Here is a 25,063-nt window from a genome sequence, read left to right on the forward strand (position 1 = left end):
ACGGGAAAAGCGAAGATCGCGTGTCTGTTAAGTAGAGCTGATCTACTTCCGGAATGTCGATCGTCCAATCTTGTTAGTTTGAACAAGTCCCATGGGAAAGTACGCGAAGGAAGTCTGGACAATGGAAACGCGGATTCGTTTTCGGACCGGTGATTTACATTCCACACGAAGCGGCCGAATTGCTCTCGGTTGGCTGGGTGAATTGTGCCTGTTGGCCACGATCGCCTGTGCTACGATCGCAACTCTCTATTTCTATCAACGCGATTTGGTAATGGCGTCCGATTCGGTCGCGAGTTCTCCACCGGATTCCGTTGTCGCGGAGCAATCGCCGATCTACAGCATGAGTATCTCCGCCGAACAGGGGCAGGTGATGGTTGTCCGTTCGGGACGCGCCGCTCAGGCACTCAACATTCAACCCGGCGAGATGCAACCCAATACGGACATTGTTGAAGGAGTCACTTGCGTCGAGTTTTCACCCGACGGCCGGATGTTGGCAATGGGCCGTGTCGATGGAACTGTTTGGCTCAGGGATCGAAAAGGAACTGATTCCCAACTTGCAGTTCCGCCACACAAACACATCGTGAGACTTGTGTTTTCACGAGATGGCGAGCGGATCATTATCGGTGACGAGGCCGGTCATGTCACGATTTGGAACACGAAGTCCAATCAGACTGAAGGCCGCTTCCGAGTCGGTACGCGACGAATCGAGGCCTTGGCACTTTCACCAGACGGACAATATCTCGTTGCGACTGGCCATCATGAAGCCTTGACTATTCGCGACGCTAAAACTGGTAAAGTGGTCGATCGACTTTGTCGTACCAAGGGTGATACCTGTTCTGTCTGCATCTTCTCGCAAGATGGCCGACAGTTGATTTGCGGATTTGTGAGCGGTGAATTGAAATCGTTCGATATGCAGTCGCATGAAGTCCTATGGGCGAGATCGGCCGATCGACGACAAAGCGTGTTGGGACTGGCACTGTCTCCTGATGGGAAGTCGTTCGCTTGCGGTGCTTTAACGCCGTATGTCGAAATTTACGATGTGCAAAGTGGCGAAGTTCTCAACACGTTTCCTGCTCACCGCATCGGTGTTCGCTGTCTCAGCTATCTGCCCGACGCGAACTTCCTGGTTTCCGCCGGTTACGATGGAAAAGTCCGCATGTGGCACGAAGACGACTGGTGTCCGCTTTATAGTTTGTAGAAACTTCAGACCGAAATCAGACGACCGAGGTACGCTCGTCATCCGTGTTTTCCGATCGTTGGCGATGAAACACCGACGCTGCTAGCAAAGTGATTGCCGGCATCGTCGGTGCTCGCATTCGTGCGTTCGACCAGTACACCAAGTGAACCAGCATCAGCGAAACGATCAGCCAAAACACGGGATGCCAATCGGGACGACGAATCATCCGGTAACCCCCGATGATCGCTGCTAGGAACAAGAGTCCGTAAAAGAGTCGCACTGACCAACGGACGATGTTCTGGACCATTGGCACCAATTCGACGTTGCCGGTGAAACGTGTCCAAAGTCGACCGATCGCTTCCACAGCAGACGCCGGCGGATCGATGCCCCAGAAACGTCGAAACCGCAACCAACTCGCTCGGAAGAATGTGCCAGGCTCACGACGAATAAAACGGACCGCTCGGTCTCGCAAGTAACGATCTCTTGCGAATTCGTCATCCGTCGCGATTCCGTGCGTGCTCATGTCCTGTTCCAGCGAAGCTTGCCAACGTCGCAAACTCTCCCCCTCCCAGACGGTACCGAAGGGTTGCTCGACGACTTCCCGCGCAAAGGTGGCGTTGTTTCCGAGCAGCAATGTGTAGCCACCGTGTGTCGTCATCAAGATGGGCCGACCAAGAACGATCGTATTGCGAACCACCCAGGGAAGCACCACGACAGCTACCGCGAGAACCGTAATCCAGGGAACTTGTTGAACTAGGCAACGCAGTGGAGACTTACTCCGATTCCGCCATGCATCTGTGATCCAAGCCAACATCGCAAACCCGCCGAAGACCCAGAATGTCGGTCGGCACAAAACCGCTAATCCAAAGCAAATTCCGCGGATGATCTGAGTCTTTCGATCGGAACCGAAACTTAGAAATAGCAAGCCTGACGCAAGAAACGTCGCCAGGGTTTCTGTCATTGGCAACGCCGCATATCGGGCCAACAGCGGATCACAGGCGATGAAAAGGCCGGCCAACGCCGACGGGAACTTCGAGAGCATGAGCCGAAGACCGGCAAAGTACGTGAGCCAAACGGTTCCAGCAGAAAACAAGACGTGCAAAATTGCCACGCCGACCGCAGCCGGACCGATCGTCAGCCATCCTGCGAGCAGTAATGGATATAACGGTGGCCGAAATGCGGTGGGTCGGCCGGTTTCCGGAGTTGCAAAGCCGTTGCCAGCAACGATTTCCTGGGCAATGGCCAGGTAAGCGTCGATATCCACGGTCAATTCACTACGGAGCCCTAGAATGATTCCAGAACGCAGAAGAATCGTAAAGATCACCAAGGACAGTCCGATTGTAACGTCTGACTGATACCACCTCTGACGGTTTGTTTCGGATACGTTCGAGATGGGCATGGACGACTCCGGGTGCGTCGAATACGCTGCTACAAAATTTTGCAGCGGTAGTTTAATGGTAAACGCGGCGTGACTGTCTCTCGCCGCTCGAAAAACCATCGAGTTCCGATGGCGACGACGGGCGAAGAACGCCGTAATGTGGACTAGAATGGAAGGCGTAGCCACTGATGTCTACCCCCGAAACCGAGGAATCTTCGGACATGCGTCCTAGCGAACGGCTGGCGACGATGCTTGTCCGTTGGCGGGGCGCGTGGTTTCCGCTAGCCATGGTCTTGTTGATCTTGGGGCTCCTGATCGGACGCAATTTGGAATTTGATCGCCGTATCGAGTCGTTGTACGCAGCGGCCGATCCGGTGTTGCTGGAGTATAGCGAGAGTAAATCGTTATTCGGTGGCGATGAATTCGTAATTATTTCCTATGACGAGCCCGAACTGCTGGACGAGTTCGGTAACCTTTCCGACCCCGCACGAGGACGTTTAGACGTACTACGCGAGCGTCTCCACGCCATTCCCGGAATCAATACCGGCAGCACGCAGGATTTGTCCTCAGCATCCGCTCCCCAGACGATTTCTATTGATCTCTCGACTGTACCAGGCTTCGTCAAACCGCTTATCGAAAAACAGTTATCGAATTTCGAGCTGCCGCAAGACATTCTGCACGATCTCATGCGAAACGTTTTAATCGGTCGCAATGACGTGACCACGGCCCTCGTGCTTCGGCTGCAACCGGAGACCGAAGCCGCAATGCCGCGTGCCGAGACCATTGCCCGGATTCGGGACGTAGCTGCGACGACGGGCAACGAGTTCGACCGGGAAATCTTTATCGTCGGTGAGCCGGTTCAAGTGCTGGATATGTTTCGCTATGTCGAGGATGACGGCCAGGTGCTGTTCGCCGTCTCGTTGGTGTTGCTGGCGTTTGTGCTGTTGATTTTGCTGCGAAGTGTGCGGTGGGTAACGCTGCCCGTATTAGTCGTTGTCGTCACGATTGCGTGGACACAGGCGATCTTAGTGCTCGCGAATGCACAGCTGAGTATGGTCAGTTCGATGTTGAACTCGTTGGTGACGATCATCGGTGTAGCGACCGTGATGCACTTGGCCGTTCACTTCCGGGACCAAGCGGGCGACGACTTCGAGTCCTCACTGCGGAACACCTTAGCCGCCAAACTGCCACCGATTCTATGGACATGCCTGACGACGGCTGCCGGTTTTGCGGCGCTATTAGCCAGCCGAATCACACCCGTGCGTAGCTTCGGGATGATGATGACGTTGGCCACGGTCTTGGTCTTGTTTGCAGTCGCCATGACATTGCCCGGCGGTGTGTTGGTAGGCAACCCCCGGCAAGCTGCTCCGAAAGGCGTCAGCGGACGACGATTGACACGACGACTCACGGCGGCGACCGATTGGACCATCCGTCACCGCGTCCGTATTTTGATTGCATTTTTTGTGGTAACGGTGTTCTGCGGGTTCGGATTTCTAAGGCTGACCGTCGAAACCGACTTCAGCAAGAACTTTCGGGAAGACAGCCCGATTGTTCAAGGACTCAACTTCGCCGAAACGCCGGAACGTCTTGGAGGTGCCGGCACTTGGGAAGTCAACTTCCCTGCTCCCCCGGAACTTAGCGAAGATTTCGTCAAGCAGGTCGAGAAACTGACGACCGAACTTCGGGATCAATTCACGAATGACGACGGTACTGGGGAGATTTCGAAAGTCCTCAGTGTCAGTGATGGCTTAAACGCTGTGCCGAAACTCCCGTTCGTAACCCAGAATTTCGAACGCCAATTGCATGTGCTGACGCAAGTTCAACCGGAGTTTCTTCCGACGCTCTACAACGCTGAAGCGGGACGGATGCGAATTGTGTTGCGGGCTCCCGAACGACAACCGGCCGGTCAGAAACTTGATCTTATTCGTCGTGTCCGCGAAGTGACCCAAAATTGGGTGGACGAGGAACTTGGCGAACGATTTCCCAATGCGGAAGCTAAGGCGACAGGCTTGTTCGTCTTGTTGGCCTTTCTGATTCAAAGTTTGCTCAGCGATCAGGCAACGAGTTTTTTCCTGGCGGTTGTCGGCATTGGAATGATGATGTTGTTGGCCTTCCGTGATTGGCGAACGGCGTTGGTTGCGGTTGCTCCGAATCTTTTTCCAATCGTATTCGTCATCGGACTGATGGGTTGGGTGGGCGTACCGATCAACATCGCCACCGCCATGATCGCAAGTGTCTCGATCGGTCTGACCGTCGACTCAAGCATCCATTACATTACCGGATACCGCACCGCTCGTGCGAATGGATTCGATCGCGATGCTGCATTGCGGGAAACCCATGCATCCGTTGGTCGAGCGTTGGTATATGCGAATCTGGCATTGATAGCCGGATTTAGTGTGTTGACGCTCTCGCACTTTATCCCGTTGGTTTACTTTGGCATTCTTGTCAGTCTGGCGATGCTCGGCGGACTTGCCGGGAATCTGTTGTTGCTGCCAGTGTTATTGGGGTGGACGGATCGCGATGCGGGTTGAACAATGAACTCGAAGCCTCCATTCACTCTCGATTTCCGAAGCAGAATTCTTGATTCAGTTTTACCTGCCGATTTTCATTGTTCTTGCCAACGTCGCATGGGCGTCCGCTGACGACTCGTTGGAACGGTACTTTCAAGGGTTACGCGACCGGCAGTTGTTCTTCGTCGCGGAAAGTTACGGACTCGGGCGTTTGGCCGATGCGAACGTGCTTGCATCCGAGCGGATTGCGGTCGCAGTGCAATTGGCGAAAACGTATTGCGAACACGCGACAATCGCAGCGGAATCCGAGCGAGCCGAATACTGGGAACGAGCAAAACAGGTTCTCGCCGAAGTTCGGGGCACATCGTCGCGGCACCCACGAGTCGTCGAACTGAATTTGCAGGCCGCCAAGATCCCCGCAGACCGTGCGGAATTCCTGGGGCGACAGTTGGCCTTGTATCCTGACGATTCTGAACTGCGTGCCGATGCCGAGATAACCGTCGAAACGGCCATACAGCAATTGATTACGGTCGAGGAAAGTCTTCGGCAAATGAAACCGCAACCGGCCGTCGACTCCCTTGACCTGTGGGAATTGAAGTCGCTTCGACAAACGGTGTGGTTAGCGTTGGGCAGAACTTGGCTCCTTCGTGCTGAGATCACAGACGAGGCGGGGGCACTTGCAGAGTCAGCGAAATGGTTGGAACAGGCTACGCACGAAAAAGCCGATCGGGAACTGACAGCCCGTGCCCGCATTGCGTGGGCAGCGAATCTGCGACGACAACAACAGTTGGGGCAAGCCGAACGGCTGTTGCAGGCGGTCTCGGAAAGTCAGCCTTCCCTAGAAATTGCGGACATGGTTGTTGTCGAACGTGTCCAGCAACTGCTTGCCGAGGGGAACTCGCCCGATGCCGCCGAGTTGCTGCAAAAACACCGACAACGGACATCGCGAGTTTCTGGCGAATTGGCCTTTTGGCACGTAAAGACGATGACAGCCTTACGAAAGGTGACTGTCGACAAGCAACAAACCGCGGAAACCGAAAGACTAGAGCAACTCATTCATGACACCGCTGAACGTGCGGAAATTCTAATCGGCGGGTATTGGTCGGTTAGATGCCAACGGATTTGGCAGGAGATTCAGGACGAGAACCGATATGGCCCGCAAATTGCCAAACTCGTTCGACGAGCCGAAACGGCGATCGGGGCGTCTGATTGGTCGGCCGCGTTGAAGCAATACGAAACGGCCATCGCTGTCGCGAGAAAATCCGGTCGCAATGATGTGGCGGTTGATCTTAGCGAAACCCAGGCTTCGATCCTGATCCGTCTGCAAAACTATTCCGCAGCGGCCCAAGTGCTTGCAACGATACTTGCGACGGCCTCCGCTGAGCCTCACACTGCCGAGTTGGATTTGCTCCATGCGATTTGCGTTGGAAAGATTTACCAGAGCGAACCAAGTTCGGCGAATCGAACCGCATATACACAGGAATTAAAGCAGCATCTCGACCGTTATGCCAACTTCGCGACTGCCGCCGAGGCCCGTTGGATGCTTGGTTCGTTGCAAGAGGCTCGGTTGCAGCACACTGAAGCGATCACGTATTTCGAAGCAATTCCCCTCACGCATCCACGCGGCCCATCCGCCCGTACGGCAATCGCACGCTGTTACCACAAGATCATTCGCTGGTTGGAGTCCTTGGAAACACGCGAGGATGATTCATCCCGTCGGCAAACAATCGCGACCAAACGCAGCGAGTGGGAACGTCAAGCGATCGAAAATCTGTCGCAATGGATCATGCCATTTCCAGAAACGGCGACGGATTCGAATGCTTGGCAGGGAGAGATTGCAGTCTGGGTCGCACGAATTCACCTCGAGCGAAACCCTCCAAGATTTGCTGCCGCTGAGGGCGTGCTCGAACTCCTCTTTCAACAAGAAACCGTGACGTCGATGCCACCACGTTGGTCAACGGTGCGAAGTTCGGCAAACTTCTTACGCGTTTTGGCCCTCGCCGGGATGCAACGACTGTCGGATGCTAAGACCGCGGCGAAGACTTTGGAAATTACGCAGCCGGCACGTCACCTTGATTTGCTTCGAGACCTGCAAGCACTCGATGGGAAAATAGCGGCGTCGTCAAAACGCACGTGGGGGGAATTGCTGCTTCTCGTCGCTGGACCACTCGTGAACGTTCGTGATTCTCTCGCCCCCGGCGACCGCGACATGATTGATTTGGCGCGGGCGCGGGCATTCACGGTTGTCGGTCAATCAGAGCGGGCCGCGAAAATCTATGCGAGTCTGGTGGCGAAGGGGTCGGCAGATGCCAAAGTGTTGGCCGCGGCTGCGGAGAACCTGGGACAGGAAACGAATCCCCAAGCTCTGGCGAATGCGCAGGCGTATTGGCAGAAGGTGGAGAAGAAATCAACACCCGGCAGCGAACCCTGGTTTGCAGCACGGTTTCACAACTTGGAATTGATGTTGCAACGAAACCAGACCGCAGACTTTCAGAAACTCCTGGGGGTCACCAAAATCCTGTATCCGCAATTGGGTGGACCGGCATGGCAAGCCAAGTTCGAACAACTCGAACATCGGTCACAACAAAAAACGAAGTAAACGTCGTTCGCGGCGCACAATATTTTTACGGAATCACCTATGTGGACATGGACTAAAAATCGATTTGTGCGGCTGAAGACGACGGCCGAGCAATTCAAACGCGACGACGGCACATTGATGGCCGCTGCGGTCGCCTATTACGCCGCACTGTCATTGTTTCCGCTGTTGCTAGTATTGATTTCCACGTTGGGAACAATCGCCAGTACCACCAACATGGGCCAGAACGCCCAAAAGCAGATCTTGGACGCGGTCAGTCAACAGGGCTCCGAAGTCCTTCGCGCTCAAGTCGCCGATATTCTCAAGCAGGTCGAGGCCGGTGCTTCAACAGGCGGATGGTGGGGAGCTTTAGGGTTGCTCTTCACGTCTATCACCTTGTTCGCTCATTTTGAGCGGGCGTTCGACAACATCTGGAATGTCTCCGAGCGAAGTAAGAAAGGCATTCTGGCGTCGATAAAGTATATCCTGTTGGAACGTGCCAGAGCTTTCCTGATGCTGTGCAGTCTCGGATTGATGGTTCTGGCCGTTTTCCTCTCCAGTATGACGCTGCGAACGATCGAATCCATTGCGTCGGAGTGGATCCCGTTACCCGGAGCGGTTGTCACAGGATTAGAGACCGCCGTCGCACTGCTGTTGAATCTCCTCATCTTCACGTTGTTGTATCATTGGCTGCCGAAATCGTATGTTCGTTGGCGGGATGCACTTCAAGGGGCTGCGTTTGTCGCCGTCGGATGGGAGGTCGGTCGAGTCGTCTTGGCGAACGTGCTGATCGGCACCAAGTATTCCAACGCCTATGGTGCGGTCGGTTCGTTCCTAGCTGTGATGTTGTGGCTGTACTACATCAGCTTGCTGATTTTCTTCGGAGCCGAGTATGTGCAGGTTCTGTCTGAGTCAAGCGGAGACACGAAAGCGTCATAAGCCGGATTACGGCACAACGACTTCCGACGGCACACGGTGGAAGACATTGATTGCATGATCGATCCCGTCTTCGACGACATTCAATGCTGTTTCGTCGAAGACTTTGATCAAGACCAGTTGGGCGAATCGATAGGTCTCACGGAATACGCACTGAGCGGCATCGATCGTTCCGTTGACAATATTCATCCCTGGCAACGACTCTCGTCCAAAGACCTGAGCTGCTTTGTAATTGAGATGCGAACCACCTTTTTGCAGTTCGTCGATTCCACGATCAATCCGTGAAAGATTGCCAATCGCGGAAATCGTATAATCGCCGAGCCCTGTGTTGGAGACATCCAAAGCACGTGCGGTTCCGCTGAGCATACAATTCGTCTTCCAGCGGACCCACTGGTCGTACTGTTCCAATCGACGGAGCATCGGCTCTCCGCCGCCCGTCACCGGACTGGCCACATCATCCGCCAGTCGCACGATGTTCAAGTCCGGAACGGTAACCAGGTTTCGTCCGATGTTGTTCAAATCGAATGGACTATCCGGTCGGTTGATTGACTTCGGCAAATACCGGTAACGTGAACCGGCCCGATACATCAATGGATGCCACGCCTGGAGATCGACATCGTGCCAATAGACAGGACGTGTTTGCACCGGACTGCCGATTGGCTTGGGAGCTGCAGATGGTGCTGGTTCCTCGATGGGAGCCGGTGGCGGCACGACGGGTAATGCGGGTACGGACTCTCGCGAGGCCAATTGGACAGTCGATGCGTTTTCGTCGGCAAACAAAGCATTCTGCAGTGAGCCCTCGTAAATCAGCCGTAACGCGGACCCTTCAAAGTCGGTCGGGTTGTGTGGTGTTTGGGTGAGTTCTAGAAGTGTCGGAGTGAGATCGGCGAGTCGACATGGCACATCGATCCGTGTGTTTCGCCGAATCGTTGGCCCGGAGAGGAACAAAGTGGCTCGCATGGCATCTTCCAACGGATAACCGTGCATTGTTCCGGGCGAAGCGGCCGTCCCAAAGTACCAACCGGGTTGCGCTGTGACGACTAAATCAGGTGCATATTCAAACTCGCGTTCGCGAAGATTATCTTGCCAGAGCAGATGACGCGTTAGAGTCACAACGCTGTCCGGGTACTTCGTCGGCAACGTCAAATGCAGCCATACGCGTTCATCGTAGAACTCCTGGAATGTGCTCGCACGATGGTATTGCAGCAACCCAAGGGGATCAATTTTTGGCGTCTCGACGACGTTCCAAGTGACTTCGCCGTTCGACAGCGGATGGACGTTTTCGACGACGGAGTAGCGATAATGCCAACGACTGTCCGGTGTTTGAACGCGTTCGATCACAGCTTGCCCACGATCGCGGGTCGCAATCAGGATCGAGCAGTCCGTGAGTTTCATCATCGCCAGGTCGATCGGTGGTTCCCGATGACCCGTATTGGGATTCGTCGCCTGAATCGACAAGACCGTTTCGATCATGTTGATCGGTGGCAAGTGGTCGGCAATCCGGTAGCTCAGCAAATTCGCCGGTGTCGAACGTGGCATCCATTGGCCGGATTGGTAATGTCCGCCGGGCAAAAAGACACGTGCCGCCCCATCGAAGTCCCCATCGATGAAGACGAATTCCTTGCCTTTGTCGTTCGGGTGCCGATTGGAAAATCGATGCTGCCGAACGGACATCCCCAACCCACCACCAGTCCAACGTCCGTCGCGGGAGATTTCACGGGGCGCAAAGAAAAACTCGTTCGTCAAATCAAAATGTGCGAGATGCTGTTGCTGACCACCGTGATGTCCATGATCGCTCACCAATACGAAGTACGTTCGACAAAGCCGATTCTGCTCGTGAAGTTGATGAACAATCTGCCCAATCAACCGATCGGCTTCAGCGATCGTTCGTCGCGTTAAACCGAATTGGCCACGAATCTTTTTGTGGCTGACGGAATCAGTCTCAGGCAGCCAGACAATCGTGACAGGCTGTTCCCGGTCGAGCAATCGAAATTGCGCATAGTGGGTGTTCGCATCGTCGATGTACTTCCACGCTTCGTGGGAGTGAAAATAACACATATGCCGCACAAGGGATCGGCTCCACAGCAACGGTGGCGTGTCAGTCATCAAGGGCAACACCCCAGTGGCCCAATCTTTTCCGACTCGTCGAAGATGCTCGTAGAGCGGCGGCACGTTGGTCACTCGCGATTCCCGATACACACGCTCTGCGTCGGAACCGCCGACCAATCCGATTGTTTTCTCGTGAATCTTCTGGGTAATCTTCGGCCAACCGACCGGTGTCAGGGTGCTTGATGACCGGTGCGGACCCAACGGGTCTAAATAGGAATCGGACTGTAGAAACCGACGGCTAAATCGCACCTGCCCCTTGACCCCATGTCGATCCGAGAAACAACCGGTCCACATGGTTGCGTTCGATGTAATGGTATCCGATGGGAAGGCGGTGAAGGCGTTACTCATCCAGGTACCGCCGGACACAAACAGCGAATTGATGTGCGGGATATGTCCCATCGCAGCCATCTCGCGAATGACGTCCGGACGCAATCCATCCATGTAGAACACGACGACTTGCGAATTCGGCACGACACCCGCGGGCAACGCATCTCGTGTCGCTTGATCAAGACGAAAATCGACTTCCTGGCCGATCGTCGATTCCAAGGCCATTGGTCGGAGCACACCGACTTCGATATCAACGTGGAACTCGCCGTTGTTGTCAGCGTGGTGAAAGTCGTTGACTGCCAACGAGATTGGTCCGGAATGTTTCGCAGTCCAACTCTTGCCGCGTCCGATGAAGAATGGCGGATTGTTGCCAATGCGTCCGATCAGACAGAAGCACGGAGCCGGTCCCGAACCGGCTGCTGGTAGAGGGAACGCACGGCCGATGATCTCGTCAGTGTGGAAATAGGTTCCTGCGGGATCGAGACAAACGCCGGAGGCAGAATCGACGGTGATGGTCCCCGTTGCGGTGATCGTGATCGACTGACCGGACTGGACAACGACGTCAGTCGGAACCCAACCCGCAACCGCCGGGACTGATTGAACGACTAGCTGAGCGCGCGAACGTCCCACTTCGTCCGCACCCACTGAACGGCAGACGAGAGTTAGGCATATTGCCAACGGAATTGTGGCGGATATGTATCGCAAGAACACGAACTAACGCTGGAGTGTACGGTAGCGTGCCCACGGACGTTGCTCTCCGAGACACCGTCAATATTCCTCCTTTCGTACCAATCGGAACATTTATCGCGCGCGATGATGTTTTTCCGTGAGTGGTGCAAATCTTACTCAACCTGACAAAAAGCGACGCAAGCCAGGGAGGATAGGCGGACCGCAGCCGCCTTATGCTTGTCCAAACAACACTCGGCCGCCTTATGCTTGTCCAAAAAACACTCGGACGCCGTTAGGAGAGTTTCTCTTCTGTTTCACAGATGAGTTCATACACCGCCTCGGCCGTTTCAGCCGTCCTCAACCCTTGGATGAACTCGGGCTGCTGCAACATCCGCCCCAGTCTTGCAAGGACCTGAAGGTGGGCGCGGGCTTCACGACAGAGAATGAGGAAGAAGAGGTCACTTAGTGAACCGTTGGCGGCACCGAACGGAATCCCGTTCGACGTGCGACCGAACGCAATGACTGACTCACCAAGAACATGCGGCAATGGGTTTCGCGGGTGCGGGACGGCCACACCGAAATCGTAAGCAGTGGATAACGTATCTTCCCGGGCTTGGACAGCTTCTAAAACTGTCGCTGGTTCCCAAACATGCCAAGTCCGTCCGGCGACTTCCACCAACGATTCCAACACAGACCGTTTCGTTCGGCCCTCCAGAGGGATGGCAATGGTGTCGGGCGTGAGTAGTTTGGAAATTGGGAAGTCTGAGTTGATTTCTACAGACTTCTGCGAGCGTTCCAACGCAACTAATTCATTGTCGGAGAACGCTCGCATCGCTTGTTCGAGCCACTGCCGAATTTCCGACGGGTGAAATTGCCATTCACCAGCGACTTTCCGCCCCGGTATCCGTCCGCGACTGGCCGCCTTTTCGACCTCGCGACGGTCTCGGCCGAGTTCCTTCGCAAGGTCATCTAGAGAATAGGGATCGTTAGAAGTCGCCATGACAGGCTGCCTCGCCTTAACTACACAGGAGCAGCCACAAGACTGTCAAATCGTGAGCGACATTGGGCCAAGACCTGCTCGTAGTCGGACTTCCACAACTCCTCGGACCAGACTGAGATCTCGCAGTGTCGTTGATACCCAGCTTCGATGAATGCTTGGAGGATCTCCTCCAACGGGATTTGACCGTCCCCGATCAAGGCCTGATCATATTGCGACTGCGGCGGACGATGCCAATCACTAAGCTGCAGTAACGCCACGCGGGAGACAATCGCGGGGATTCTTTTCAGTAGGTCTTCTTCTTGCCAAAGATGATAGGCGTCGAAGACCATACCGACATTGTCATGCTGACAGTCGTCCAGGACCGAGAGTGTTTCATCGAGCGTCGCGAGGAAGGTCCAATCTCGCGCATAGAGCCGCATCATCGGTTGGACAGCTAACCGAATGCCGTAATCCATCGAATAATCTGCGAGTTCATCCAGTGCCTGAATCAATAGTCGACGGGCGTGGTTCGCTGTATGACCAGCTCGGGAACCACTCATCACGATGACCGACTCGGCATTAATCCGAGCGGCCATGCGGATCGTCTCTTTGGCTTCTTGGATGGCATCGTCGAAAGCGTAGCCGTGTCTGCCGGTGAACCCGCCCACCCAAGAGACACTCGATACCGACAACCCAGATTCCGCGAGGACATCGACGGCCCGCTCTTCACCGAATTCCACCAGTTTTGGACACCATAAGCCGATGCCGTCCATGCCCGCGAGTTGATAACCCGCGATATCTTCTTCAAATTGCCAACGGTAGGTGGTGATTTGGTTCACCGACAGTTTCATATCCGGCAATTTTTCGAACTGTTGATTTGGGGCTGACTTGCTGGAAAATAGTTTCCGCACAAACGAATTGCGGCGTGAACTCGATGTCTTCGTTGGTGGAGGCTCTGTGTCACTTTCCAACTTAGAGTCTTCTTGTTCGAGCTTCTCCGCCGACCGACGCGACTTGGACCGCGATAAAAACTTTTCGAACACGCTTTTCCTCACATCACATCTATTTTAAGCCGCGAGATCAATTGCTGCTGTCTCACGGGGAGGGGATTGGAAACGGTCGCCGATCGAATCCATGCAAAGACATAGTCATTGTCTTGAGAGTGAGAACCCTCAATCATAACAAGACAATTCTCTATGACTTGGTTAAGCACGCTATGCGAACATTTCGTGATTGGTCGATCAAACAGAACAGGAATGTTCCGGGCGTTCTTCAAGAACGAAGGCTGCCGTCAAAAGAGTTCGAGCGACGCTCCGCAACGTCGCTCTTGAGGGAGTGTCACCGGTTAGGACGTCGAAACTTTCGTCGAGGGATCGTCCGCAACGTTGACCCAAACGTGCACGTGAGGATCGCCGCGGAAGTGCCAGACAAACGAGGGACCTTCCAATCGCCAAGTGTCCCAGACTTCATCTTCCCCGATATCGTCGGACTCGTAGAACGCGATGTGGCATTGGTCCAAACCACCCTGCGCGTTGAGACACTTCATCACTTCCGTCTGGTCCGAATTGCGATACGGCTCGACGAGTGTTTTCAGAACTTTCTGAACGTGTTCCTTCTGATCGCCGGTCAAGTCGCTGATCGCGATGCCATCGAATTCGCCTTTGGCGCCTTTGAAGTGGACGGCATCTTCAACAGGAGATGTTTTGACCAACGCTTGCTTACGTTGCTTGCCATCTTCGAGCATTTCGTAGAGCTTGTTGGCTTGCAATGCCTGCGGCCAAAATACGTTGCCAGGATGATCGGGCTTTTCTGTGAACCCTTGAGCCGCATGCCCGTAGAAAATGGGGCCACCGAAGGCGAAGTGTTCGGTCGAGTCACCGTCGCAACGAATTGTGAGGTGGCGACCGGTCATCACGAACTCGAACTTGCCACTGTCCGGTTCACCGAACAACGCGATTGACTGAGCTTTTCCATATCCACCGGCGTCATCCCGAAGTTGCTTCTTGATCTGCGGGTGCCATTCCGGATTGTACAAGCCCCAAAAAATCGCCTCGATCATGTCTTGTTGATCGGCGGTGTAGAAATCGCTATTCACCATTGGCTTTGTGATTTGCCAATTGTTTCGCACATGGAGGCGATAAGGAACTCCGTCTTTCTTGTGGTCCCAAGCAAACGCGACTTGCTTTCGTTGCCGCTCGTCCAGACTATCAAAAAGCTTTCGGACCAATTGCTCTGGCTTGGCTTTCTGGGTTGGCTTGGCTTCTTTCTTCTCTTCTGCAAAACCGAGTTGCGTCACTCCGGCGATGCCGATTCCCGCTCCAACCGTTTGAACGAACCGCCGCCGCGAGACATCGCCCGGCAAGTTCATATCGCTGTTCACCCGCGGATTTTCTGAAGTCATCGCCAGTACCTCTTTCCAGACTAAAGTTGATGGTCCGAGAACGAATATGTTGGGCACGTTGACAACATAACCAATCACAACAAACGCCTTGACTTGTTGTATTGGCCGATTCGGCGGGATAGAGATCCCAACCGGTTCGTCGCATGGCTACAGTATGCGCCGAACAAAACCCAAAAGGCAAATGTCAGACGTGCAGTTCTACGGATTTTGTGGATTTGGTCGATTAGGCCATTATGTCAAGGTACGTAAGCTTGACCCTGATACTTCTGTCGGCGTCACCGATGAGAATCAGTGAGCGGACGACCTTCGAATGCGACCAGGCAAGGCCACAAGAAATCCACCAGAAGACTGGCGTCGTCTCTTAGAAAATTCCGAGTTGGTCTCGGGCGTCGTCGGTCATCCGTTCTTGCGTCCACGGTGGTGACATGACGAGTTGGATCTTCGCTTCGTCGACATCGTCCAAACGCTCCAGAGCCATTTTGGCCTGTTGCATAATCTGCGGACCAGCGGGACACGCGGGGCTCGTCAGCGTCATCTGAACTTGGACTTGGCGATCTTCCTGAGCGATATCGTAAACCAAACCGAGATCGACAATGTTGATCATCAATTCCGGATCAATGACTTGCTTCAGGGCGTCTAGCAATTCGGTTTCTTCTGCCATTGCGATTCATTCCTAACCAAGTTCTTCAAATGTCTTTCGCACGGATCAAGCAAGCGGTGGCATCAAAAACCAACGTAGATGCCGTCGTCGCGAGTTTCGACTTGAAATGTGCGGATCGGCTCAGTAGCCGGCATGCATTCGGGCTGTCCGGTTTCCAAACTAAACCGAGCACCATGCCGTGGGCATACAATCGACTTCTCTTGCAGAGGCCCGTCGGTCATTTCTCCCCCGTCATGCGTGCAAGTATCTTCGACACAAAAGTAGTCATCGCCAACGCGAATCAACAGTGCCGGCAATTCGTCGACGATAATTGATTTCCGATGACCGGGAGCAATTTCGTCGCAACTTGCCGCCAGATTCCACTCGATCGCCATGAGGTTCTCTTCACTCCGCTGCCACGTTGAATTTCAATTCTCGAAAACCGCGCTTGGGTCAGTCGCCAATCCCGAGTTTTTGTTCGACCGCCTGACTGAGGACGGCACGCACGAGTCCGATCGGCTCTTGCTCGAAAGCACCCTGTTCTTCGATGTCTTCCCGATTGGTGACAAGTTCCACCGGAATGCGATCGTAGACCTGATGGAAAAATCCTTCGACGATCATGTGCATGGCTTCGTATTCGGAGAGCCCACGTGACCGACAGTAGAAGAGTTCTTCGTCATCGACACGTCCGGCAGTCGCGGCGTGGGTGCAGCGAACATCGTCGGCTTCGATCTCCAAACCAGGGATGGCATCGCACCGCGAATCGTCACTCATTAGCAGTGCATCGCTTCGCTGATATCCATCGGTCTGTTGAGCATCCGGTTCAACGCGAATCATGCCCCGCCACGCTACCCGCGAACGGTCTCGCAAAACCTCGCGATACAATAAGTCGCTGCGAGTGTTTGCCGCGTTATGAGCCTGTTTTGTGTAGTAGGACAACGTTTGCCGATTGGTCGAAAACGTCACGCCGTTGACTTCCGCTTCGGCTCCACGTCCGTCGAGGTGCACGTCTTGATGAATATGAGCCAACTTTGACCCCAATCCGCCAACCGTCCACTGTAAAAAGCCGTTGCCAGCCACGCGTCCGCATTGATGGGCGAGATGATAGGACTTCTCGTTCCAATTCTGAAGTTGGGTGTATCGCAACCGCGATCCTTGTCCGATCAACAGTTCCACGGCTCCGACGTGCAAACCAGCGGCGTCCGCGTCTGCGGAGGCGGTTTCTTCGAGGAGAGTGGCTTGGGCCCCGTCTTCCAAGATGACCAACGTGTGACTGAAGTCCGCTCCACCCGCTTCGGAAAGTGCAATCAAACTGTAGAGCGGAATGTTGACTTCGACATTTCGCGGCACATACAGAAACGTGCCACCGGTCCAGAAGGCTGCATGCCAAGCGCTGAATCGGTCGGCGTCCGGTTCGACGGCTTTCGTCATGAGGTGTGGTTGGATCAGGTCGGCATGTTCGTTGACCATGTCAGCGAGATTGCCAAACAGCACACCTTTTTCACGTAGCGAATCGTCGAGAGTGGAACCGCTACAGTGTCCATTGACGTGCACGATTCGACCGGCGAAATCGGTCCGGTCTTGCATCAAGCCACCAAGTTGGTCAGTCGCCGGTGCAGCGTCGACGAGCGAAAACTGCTCGGGACGGAACGTGCGAAGATTGACCCGTTTGAATTCTTCCGGGTCCAGAGGTTGAGACGACTTCTCTTGAAACACCGCAAACGCTGCGCGACGTTGGGCAGTCAGCCAAGCGGGCTCATTCCGTTGGTCCAAAAACTCTTCGAAGGATTTCTCGTCGAACGTCGATGGCATGGGGGCCAATTCAAGTGCAGAAGTCATAAGATTATGGGGGAAGAATCAAAATGAATTGCGAGCCTGTGAACTGACTATGGTGTGCCGGTTTCGTTTGGCTCTTCCGGGGGAAATTCTACTTTGGCGAAGAGATCTGACATGGCAAGCACACCATCAATCGCCGGTAACTCGATATTCTGTTCAAGGTTGGAGTACGAGGTCATCAACCATTGGTCCGTCCCTGTCTGTCGCGCGAAGTGATCGACTGTAGGACGATTTTGAGCGACTAAGACATACTCTTTCAGTGACACAATCGTACGATAATGACCAAACTTTCGTCCGCGATCGTAAGCTTCCGTTGAAGGCGAGGCGACCTCGAACAAAATCAATGGATTGAGGAGTGTATCAGTTCGCTCGTCAAGGCGTTCCGGGGAACCGCAAACGACTGTGACATCAGGGTAGGTGTAAAGCCCCGTTGGGCAATGCACCCGCATATCCTGTGGAAGTACTAAACAGTCAGTGTCTCGCAGCGATACATTTAACGCTGCCACAAGGTTGCCGGTGATGAGATTGTGAGCCAAGCTCGCCCCGGTCATGGCGAAGATTTCGCCGTCATAGTACTCGTGCTTAGTGTCACTTTCGCGTTCGAAGGCGAGATACTCCTCGACGGTGTAGCGTTTTAATGCTGATGTCGACATCGTACTTCGCCTCTCTCGAACACTCACAGCAATTTGCTAGCCGATTGAACCTTCCATTTGCAGTTCGATCAGACGGTTCATTTCGACGGCGTACTCCATCGGGAGTTCTTTGACGAGTGGTTCAATGAAGCCAGTCACGATCATGCTCGAGGCTTCCGCTTCCGAAAGACCGCGACTCATCAGGTAGAAGAGTTGTTCTTCGGCGATCTTCGAAACCGATGCTTCGTGTTCGATGGAGACATCGTCTTCATCGACTTCGATATAAGGATACGTATCGCTGCGGCTGACGCTATCGAGAATCAACGCATCACAGACGACGTTGCTCTTGCAGTGCTTGGCATCGTTTTGGACTTTGACGAGTCCACGATACGAACTGCGACCGCTAGCTCGACTGATACTCTTTGAGATGATCCGACTACTAGTATTCGGAGCACAGTGCACCATTTTCGCGCCAGCGTCTTGATGTTGGCCTTCACCCGCGAATGCAATCGAAAGTGTTTCGCCGCGAGCACCGGGTTCCATCAAATAAATGGCTGGGTATTTCATTGTCAGCCGTGAGCCGAGATTACCGTCGACCCACTCCATCAACGAGTCGCCGTAGGCCATCGCTCGCTTGGTGACGAGGTTATAGACGTTGTCGGACCAGTTCTGAATCGTGGTGTAACGACACCGGGCATTCTTCTTGACGATGATTTCCACAACTGCCGAGTGCAAGCTTTCGCTGCTATACGTCGGAGCCGTACAACCTTCGACATAGTGCACCGACGCGCCTTCATCGACGATGATCAGCGTGCGTTCGAACTGCCCCATGTTTTCGCTGTTGATGCGGAAGTAGGCTTGCAGCGGGAAGTCGATATGCACACCCGGCGGAACATAGATGAATGATCCACCGCTCCACACGGCTGTATTCAACGCAGCAAACTTGTTGTCGTGCGGAGGAATGACTGTGCCGTAGTATTCACGCAGCAAGTCTTCGTGTTCGCGAAGGGCGGAGTCGGTATCGGTAAAGATCACGCCCTTCTTTTCCAGGTCTTCCTGAAGCGAACCGTAGACCACTTCCGATTCGTATTGGGCTTTCACGCCGGCGAGGTACTTCTTTTCCGCTTCCGGAATTCCGAGCCGGTCGTAGGTCTTGCGGATGTCGTCCGGAACGTCGTCCCAGCTTTTTTGTTGCTTGTCCGACGCACGCACGAAGTAGTAGATGTCTTGGAAATCAAGTTTCGACAGATCTCCACCCCAATCGGGCATGGGTTTTTCGAAGAACGTCTCGAGTGCCTGCATCCGCATTTCGCGCATCCAGGTCGGCTCGTTCTTCATTTCGGAAATCTGAGCGACGATCTCACGATCCAAACCTTTGCGACTGGTGAAGACGTACTTATCAGTCGGGTCGTGAAAACCATACTGATAATCACCTACCGCAACGGAGGCCTCCGGATTGACACTCGTGTTGATTTCAGTCGACATTCAATAAATCTCCTGCAGTTCACCAGGAACCGCGGCTTGAATTCTACTCAAAGTGAGTTCGTGCAATACGTTCTCAACAGGGGGTAACTACTCAAACGGGGGTAATTAAGCGCCTGCTGTGACTTGGTCTTCGGCGGCTTCTTGCTCAGCAGCAGCTTCGGGGTGACGTTCGCGAACTTTCACGTAGCCGTTGCTGTGCAATTCGTGTGCGAGTTCCGGACCCGATTGACTTTCGACAATCCGTCCCGCCAACATCACATGGGTGAAGTCGGGCACGTTGTACTGCAGTAACCGGTCGTGGTGGGTGATGATTAACGAGCCCATGCCGTTTTCTTCGGAGAGTCGTCGCACACCTTCACTAACCACATTGACCGCATCAGTATCGAGACCGGAATCGGTTTCATCAAGAAACGCGAATTTCGGCTTGAGCATGGCGAGTTGCAAAATCTCCATGCGTTTCTTTTCGCCACCCGAGAAGCCCTCGTTGACGTACCGCCGAGCGAACTCCAAGGGCATGCCCAACTCTTCCATCCGCGAACGCAGTTCCTTGCGGAACTCACGCATGCCGATGAGATTCTCACCCTCTTTACGATCCGGGTTTCTCACGTTTGTGATAGCGTGACGCAAGAAATCCGCCACTTTCACACCCGGAATCGTGGTGGGATATTGGAACGCGAGGAACAAACCGATCCGCGCCCGTTCGGTCGCGTCAAGTTCGACGATGTCCGTTCCGTCAACCGTGACTTCACCGCTGGTAATTTCGTATTTTGGATGACCTGCCAACGCATAGGCCAACGTACTTTTCCCGGAACCGTTCGGTCCCATCAAAGCGTGTACTTCGCCTTGTTTGATCTCGAGATTCACGCCCTTCAAAATCGGAGTTTCACCGACGGAGACGTGGAGGTCTTTCACGGACAGAATGCTAGTCACACCAAAATTCCCTGTTCAAATCGCAAATTTCTGACTGTGTTACACGTCCAAAGTGGCGACGTGCGGAACGGCAACTTGGCCGCGATGGTGAGGGACGATGGTCGCGTCGACCACTTTCTCACCTTGTTTTCCGAATCCCGCCGTGCCCTGCTTCTTGCCAAGCCGACGAGTCTTGATTTTATCCTGAATTCGCATGATGCCTTCGAGCAACGCTTCCGGTCGCGGAGGACATCCCGGAACATACACATCGACCGGAACCACCAAATCGACGCCTTTCACCACGTGGTACCCGTGCTTGAAGTACGGTCCACCGCCGACGGTGCAAGCACCCATGGCGATCACGTACTTCGGATCGGGCATCTGCTCGTAAAGTCGTCGAACGCGACTGGCCATTTTGAATGTCACGGTACCGGCGACGATCATCAAATCGGCTTGTCGCGGGGTGGCACGAAACGCACCCGCGCCGAACCGGTCCAAGTCATAACGACTGGCTCCAGTCGCCATCATTTCAATCGCACAACAAGCCAGACCGAACGTCATCGGCCACACGCTGGACTCTTGAGCCCAGTTCATCGCCTGTTCCAACGTCGTCAATCCGACGTTTTCTTCAAATCGTCCTTCGATCCAAGTCATCGATCAATCCGCCTTTGGAATTTTCGGACCAGTGGTCGCAACTCGCCAATTCACATTCTTCACTGTCGATATCGTGACTGCCGCGAGTTTTGGCCGCATGGTCTTAGGAACGAAATCTCAACTCAAAATGGAACAGCACTTTACGGAGACAATCTCTCGGATGCAACGCGCCACGTGGCGGAACATCTTCGGGCGGTTTCTTCACTGCTGCTAAGCAGGCTCAAACTCGCAACAGGAATGACCATCGAGACAACACTGCGTCAGGCGGACATCCGTTCCCAAAACCCGGCGAAAGACTTCTTGTTCCAACTCACAGATCGAATCGTCTGCCTGAGCCAGATCGAGATACGGGCAATGATTCTCCCGCAGGATCGGCAGTTCACCAGACCCGTCCAACTCGACCTGAAAACCTCGGTCAATCAATGCGTCTTTGAGTCGTTCAAATTTCTCACCCAGCGTCTTTCCGTGCGACGCCGAGCTGAACCGCTGGACCAATGCATCCGTGATTTTGGCCAAGATGCGAGCACGAACCTCGACATCTTCAATTTCCGTCAGTTCTCTCCAAAGTATTTGAGCGAGATCGGCGTAATTATCGCCCAATTCCTTTTGGCCGGCGTCAGTGACGCGATAACGATGTGCGGGACGACCTCGCCCTTCACGCATCGCTACACGCTCGACCAAACGCTGGCCTTCCAAGCGACTCAGGCGTTGCCGAATCGCTGTGGCGGTCACGCCGAACTCCACGCACAACTCTTGAATCGTTCCGCCACCGACCTGGTTCAGGCGATGGAGAAACTCTTGATCTTGGGATTCAAGCCGGTGTTGCATGGAGAATTCTCGGGGGTGTCTGTTGGCCAAAATGGTTTCCATTCACCGCGTCTGGGAGGATTCTAGACATCTCCGACAATTTTAACAACGAAAAATGCGAAAAATAACCGTCTGTCGCCAGATTCCGGCTGTCGAAGCGAAAACACGATTGATTTTGTTGATGAGTTTCTCCTCCCTGGAAAGGTTGTTACACTGTGCCGACGCTCGAAACTCTTCACTGATCGGCACTTGGAGAAAAGGACGGAATCTGTGAGTGAGCAACCGAAGTCCAAGGAACAATGGGGTTCTCGGATTGGGGTGATTTTAGCGGTCGCCGGCTCCGCAGTTGGCTTAGGGAACTTCTTGCGGTTTCCCGGTCAGGCGGCTCAGAACGGCGGCGGGGCGTTTATGTTGCCCTATTTTATATCGTTGCTCGTGCTGGGGATTCCGCTGTGCTGGGCGGAGTGGACGATGGGGCGATACGGCGGTCTGAAAGGTTTTAATTCGGCCCCCGGAATTTACTCGACAATTTGGCGAAACCGCTGGTCGAAGTATTTCGGTGCGATCGCATTGTTGCTGCCGCTGGTCATTTACATGTACTACGTGTTGATCGAAGCGTGGTGCCTAGGATACGCAATTCGGTACCTCACTGGGGATCTCGTCGCAGGTTCCGGCGGGGCAATCGACGAGTTAGCCGCTCAAGCAAAGGCGGCAGCGGAAACCCCGATTTCAGACCAAGAAGCGTTGTCTGCCGCGTTCAAGTCTTTCTTCGATTACTTCGTCGGTGCTGAGGCCGATGGGGCATTGTTGTCACCCGGGCGACGAAATTGGCTTCTGATTCTAGTCGGCGTGTTTGCGTTCAACTTCATGCTGATTTATCGCGGTGTGACAAAAGGGATCGAGTCGTTCTGCAAAGTCGCTATGCCCGTGATGATCGTGTTGGCGGTGATCGTGTTAATTCGCGTGCTCACGCTTGGGACGCCAGATCCCAGCAAGCCAGACCAGTCGGTGTTGGGCGGATTAGACTTTATGTGGAGCCCCAAAGGGGAGGCGTTGAAAGATCCGAAGACGTGGCTTGCTGCTTCCGGACAGATCTTTTTTAGTTTATCCGTGGGTTTCGGGATCATCATCAATTACGCGAGCTACTTGCGAGAGAGCGATGATGTCGTGCTAAGCGGTCTGACATCGAGCAGCATGAACGAGTTTTTCGAGGTCTGTCTCGGTGGGCTCATCACGCTGCCAGCCGCATTTATTTTTCTTGGTCCGGCGGTTGGTGAACAAGGCACATTCGGCTTGGGGTTTGTGGCGCTCCCGAATGTGTTCGCTCAGATGACCGGCGGGCAGGTGTTTGGATTCCTCTGGTTCTTTATGCTATTCATCGCGGCTGTGACGAGTAGCGTTTCCATGCTGCAGCCCGTAATTGCGTTTCTGGAAGAGGGTTTCAACCTTCGCCGTCGTGACTCCGCTGCATTCCTGGGGTTGTTGGCCGCGATTGGCTGCGGAGTAACGTTGTACCTATCCAAGGGGCTTGTGGCGCTGGATACGATGGATTTCTGGGTTGGCAGCGTGATGATCTTTGTGTTGGCTCTGATCCAGTCGATTCTGTACGGCTGGGCAATGGGGATCGTCAAAGGCGAGGAAGAGGCGCACAAGGGGGCGAATATCCGCATTCCGCGATTCGTTCAGTACATGCTAAAATTTGTTGTGCCGGTCTATCTGCTCGTCATTTTTATTGCGTTCTGTATCAACAACGCTCCGGGATACCTGGAACAGATCAGCAAAACGCCAGCAGCGTTGGCATCCGTTCTGTTTATTATGGTGATCACGGGGTTCTTGTTGATGTTGATTCGCATAGCCGGTCGTCGTTGGGAACGCGAAGGCCGCCTGACATTTGGTCCAGAGCCAGCACCAACGGTTGCAACTCCAGTCTCTGAAGAGGAGGTTTAGCAGATGAGTTATGGCGCACTTGTTGTGATGATGCTCTCCGTGGGGGCGGTATTGGCTCTGGTCAGTTTCTGTCTGTATCGTGTTTTGACGCTCCCGCCAATCGATATGCAAGACATTCGCGGACCGCTCGAGATTGACACGAAAGATACGCAGTACGAGGATTAAGGCTGTGTTCACGCGATGGCATCGTCGCCATCGAAGGACCGTATGCCGCTAGCAAACGATGAAAATGATCACTCCCCCGCAAGCTTTGAAAAATGATGGCGACGCATTGCTTTTGACCTGGAGCGACGGCGTGACGCATCGGCTCCGTTGGGAGGTGCTACGGCGGGCGTGTCCCTGTGCAACGTGTCGAGCCGAACGTGTGCAGCCGCCGCCGGAAAAGCCAGTGCTTACGATTCTCTCGCCGGCAGAGACGCAGCCATTGCGTCCCGTCGCGATGGAGCCGGCCGGAAACTATGCCTATCACATTTCCTTCAGTGACGGGCATAATACAGGGATCTATACCCTTGACTATCTTCACGCCTTGGGTGAAGAGGCTCTCAATCGTGACGTCGGCGAATAGTGGTCGCCTGTGACTGGTTCGATCCTGCTGGTTTCTTGCTGCCACGATCGGGAAGCAGGGCGAAAATTTGACATTCAGTAAAGTGGTGCATCTCGCTACGATTGTGGCGAAATGATACATGCTGTTTCAATTTGAAACATACAAAATGCAACGCTCACTGATCGCTGTTGCGACCTGTGATGCAAATTTCATCAATTCGTTGTAAAAATTGGATGTGTGCTATCATGGGTCGCTGGCCGGATGGTCGTCAATCGACGTGGGTGACAGCGGCATTGCTCTTCCTCCTCTTTCCGCTGCTGTGTTGGTTGTGCTGGTGGTTTGTCAATCTTTAGCGAAGTTGAACCTGCCGTTAAACCCCGTGCAATCCCGCATTATTACCGGTTTTTTGCATCTTCTCCGGTAACTCTATCCGTCGTTCTTTAGCTAGCCCTGCAGGATTACCGAAACCGAAAGTGGTCTTCTGACTATTTTTCGCTTTCATGTTGTATTCCGCGCGTTGCCGTGCATTGGGAGCGTCCGGTGGGACA

The 25,063-nt window shown here is 54.0% G+C and carries 20 protein-coding genes; 7 read left to right on the forward strand and 13 right to left on the reverse strand.

Annotated features, from left to right (window positions below):
* Window positions 1-121 precede the first annotated feature (121 nt).
* Complete coding sequence (locus AC5DDB_RS20475; protein WP_491741624.1) at window positions 122-1,198, forward strand: WD40 repeat domain-containing protein; 1,077 nt, start codon at window positions 122-124, stop codon at window positions 1,196-1,198.
* 16 nt (window positions 1,199-1,214) lie between these two features.
* Here AC5DDB_RS20475 and AC5DDB_RS20480 read toward each other — a convergent pair whose 3' ends face one another.
* Complete coding sequence (locus tag AC5DDB_RS20480) at window positions 1,215-2,576, reverse strand: ArnT family glycosyltransferase (RefSeq protein WP_491741625.1); 1,362 nt, start codon at window positions 2,574-2,576, stop codon at window positions 1,215-1,217.
* A 167-nt stretch (window positions 2,577-2,743) separates the two neighbouring features.
* On the opposite strand from AC5DDB_RS20480, the gene AC5DDB_RS20485 reads away from it, so the two are divergent.
* The 3 genes from AC5DDB_RS20485 to AC5DDB_RS20495 are packed head-to-tail and all read left to right on the forward strand — an operon-like array spanning window position 2,744 to window position 8,579.
* Window positions 2,744-5,086, forward strand: a complete 2,343-nt coding sequence (locus tag AC5DDB_RS20485) for an efflux RND transporter permease subunit (protein ID WP_491741626.1) — start codon at window positions 2,744-2,746, stop codon at window positions 5,084-5,086.
* 49 nt (window positions 5,087-5,135) lie between these two features.
* Window positions 5,136-7,664, forward strand: a complete 2,529-nt coding sequence (locus tag AC5DDB_RS20490; RefSeq protein ID WP_491741627.1) for a hypothetical protein — start codon at window positions 5,136-5,138, stop codon at window positions 7,662-7,664.
* Between the two features lie 39 nt (window positions 7,665-7,703).
* Entirely contained in the window at window positions 7,704-8,579 is an 876-nt protein-coding gene (locus tag AC5DDB_RS20495) for a YihY/virulence factor BrkB family protein (RefSeq protein ID WP_491741628.1), read from the forward strand.
* 6 nt (window positions 8,580-8,585) lie between these two features.
* Here AC5DDB_RS20495 and AC5DDB_RS20500 read toward each other — a convergent pair whose 3' ends face one another.
* The 12 genes from AC5DDB_RS20500 to AC5DDB_RS20555 all read right to left on the reverse strand — a co-directional run bounded on the left by AC5DDB_RS20500 (window position 8,586) and on the right by AC5DDB_RS20555 (window position 22,045).
* The gene (locus AC5DDB_RS20500) at window positions 8,586-11,642 is read right to left on the reverse strand and encodes an alkaline phosphatase family protein (protein ID WP_491741629.1); all 3,057 of its coding nucleotides are present in this window, start codon (window positions 11,640-11,642) and stop codon (window positions 8,586-8,588) included.
* A 331-nt stretch (window positions 11,643-11,973) separates the two neighbouring features.
* A complete protein-coding gene (locus AC5DDB_RS20505) occupies window positions 11,974-12,681 on the reverse strand; it encodes a PTS sugar transporter subunit IIA (RefSeq protein ID WP_491741630.1) in 708 nt (235 codons plus the stop codon).
* Between the two features lie 20 nt (window positions 12,682-12,701).
* Window positions 12,702-13,499, reverse strand: a complete 798-nt coding sequence (locus AC5DDB_RS20510) for a sugar phosphate isomerase/epimerase family protein (protein WP_491741631.1) — start codon at window positions 13,497-13,499, stop codon at window positions 12,702-12,704.
* A 506-nt stretch (window positions 13,500-14,005) separates the two neighbouring features.
* Window positions 14,006-15,061 (reverse strand): DUF3500 domain-containing protein, encoded by a 1,056-nt coding sequence (locus AC5DDB_RS20515; RefSeq protein ID WP_491741632.1) that lies wholly within the window; start codon window positions 15,059-15,061, stop codon window positions 14,006-14,008.
* 361 nt (window positions 15,062-15,422) lie between these two features.
* A complete protein-coding gene (locus AC5DDB_RS20520; protein ID WP_491741717.1) occupies window positions 15,423-15,728 on the reverse strand; it encodes a metal-sulfur cluster assembly factor in 306 nt (101 codons plus the stop codon).
* A 56-nt stretch (window positions 15,729-15,784) separates the two neighbouring features.
* Window positions 15,785-16,096: a non-heme iron oxygenase ferredoxin subunit gene (locus tag AC5DDB_RS20525; RefSeq protein WP_491741633.1), complete on the reverse strand. Its 312-nt coding sequence runs from the start codon at window positions 16,094-16,096 to the stop codon at window positions 15,785-15,787.
* 58 nt (window positions 16,097-16,154) lie between these two features.
* Complete coding sequence (gene sufD, locus AC5DDB_RS20530) at window positions 16,155-17,513, reverse strand: Fe-S cluster assembly protein SufD (protein WP_491741634.1); 1,359 nt, start codon at window positions 17,511-17,513, stop codon at window positions 16,155-16,157.
* Between the two features lie 74 nt (window positions 17,514-17,587).
* Window positions 17,588-18,190, reverse strand: a complete 603-nt coding sequence (locus tag AC5DDB_RS20535; protein WP_491741635.1) for a Uma2 family endonuclease — start codon at window positions 18,188-18,190, stop codon at window positions 17,588-17,590.
* A gap of 36 nt (window positions 18,191-18,226) precedes the next feature.
* Complete coding sequence (sufB, locus tag AC5DDB_RS20540) at window positions 18,227-19,654, reverse strand: Fe-S cluster assembly protein SufB (RefSeq protein WP_491741636.1); 1,428 nt, start codon at window positions 19,652-19,654, stop codon at window positions 18,227-18,229.
* Window positions 19,655-19,759: 105 nt separating this feature from the next.
* Entirely contained in the window at window positions 19,760-20,584 is an 825-nt protein-coding gene (gene sufC, locus AC5DDB_RS20545) for a Fe-S cluster assembly ATPase SufC (RefSeq protein WP_491741637.1), read from the reverse strand.
* Between the two features lie 39 nt (window positions 20,585-20,623).
* Window positions 20,624-21,217 (reverse strand): NADH-quinone oxidoreductase subunit B, encoded by a 594-nt coding sequence (locus AC5DDB_RS20550; protein ID WP_491741638.1) that lies wholly within the window; start codon window positions 21,215-21,217, stop codon window positions 20,624-20,626.
* Between the two features lie 210 nt (window positions 21,218-21,427).
* Window positions 21,428-22,045 carry a helix-turn-helix transcriptional regulator gene (locus tag AC5DDB_RS20555; protein WP_491741639.1) on the reverse strand — a complete coding sequence of 206 codons (618 nt, stop codon included), beginning with the start codon at window positions 22,043-22,045 and terminating at the stop codon, window positions 21,428-21,430.
* 249 nt (window positions 22,046-22,294) lie between these two features.
* On the opposite strand from AC5DDB_RS20555, the gene AC5DDB_RS20560 reads away from it, so the two are divergent.
* The 3 genes from AC5DDB_RS20560 to AC5DDB_RS20570 all read left to right on the forward strand — a co-directional run bounded on the left by AC5DDB_RS20560 (window position 22,295) and on the right by AC5DDB_RS20570 (window position 24,536).
* On the forward strand, window positions 22,295-23,971 hold the full coding sequence (locus AC5DDB_RS20560) for a sodium:neurotransmitter symporter family protein (RefSeq protein WP_491741640.1): 1,677 nt from the start codon (window positions 22,295-22,297) through the stop codon (window positions 23,969-23,971).
* Window positions 23,972-23,974: 3 nt separating this feature from the next.
* Window positions 23,975-24,136, forward strand: coding sequence for a hypothetical protein (locus tag AC5DDB_RS20565; RefSeq protein ID WP_491741641.1), 162 nt, complete (start codon window positions 23,975-23,977; stop codon window positions 24,134-24,136).
* Window positions 24,137-24,200: 64 nt separating this feature from the next.
* A complete protein-coding gene (locus tag AC5DDB_RS20570) occupies window positions 24,201-24,536 on the forward strand; it encodes a DUF971 domain-containing protein (protein ID WP_491741642.1) in 336 nt (111 codons plus the stop codon).
* The last annotated feature ends 527 nt before the right edge of the window (window positions 24,537-25,063 follow it).

This window comes from Thalassoroseus sp. (genome assembly GCF_984380535.1).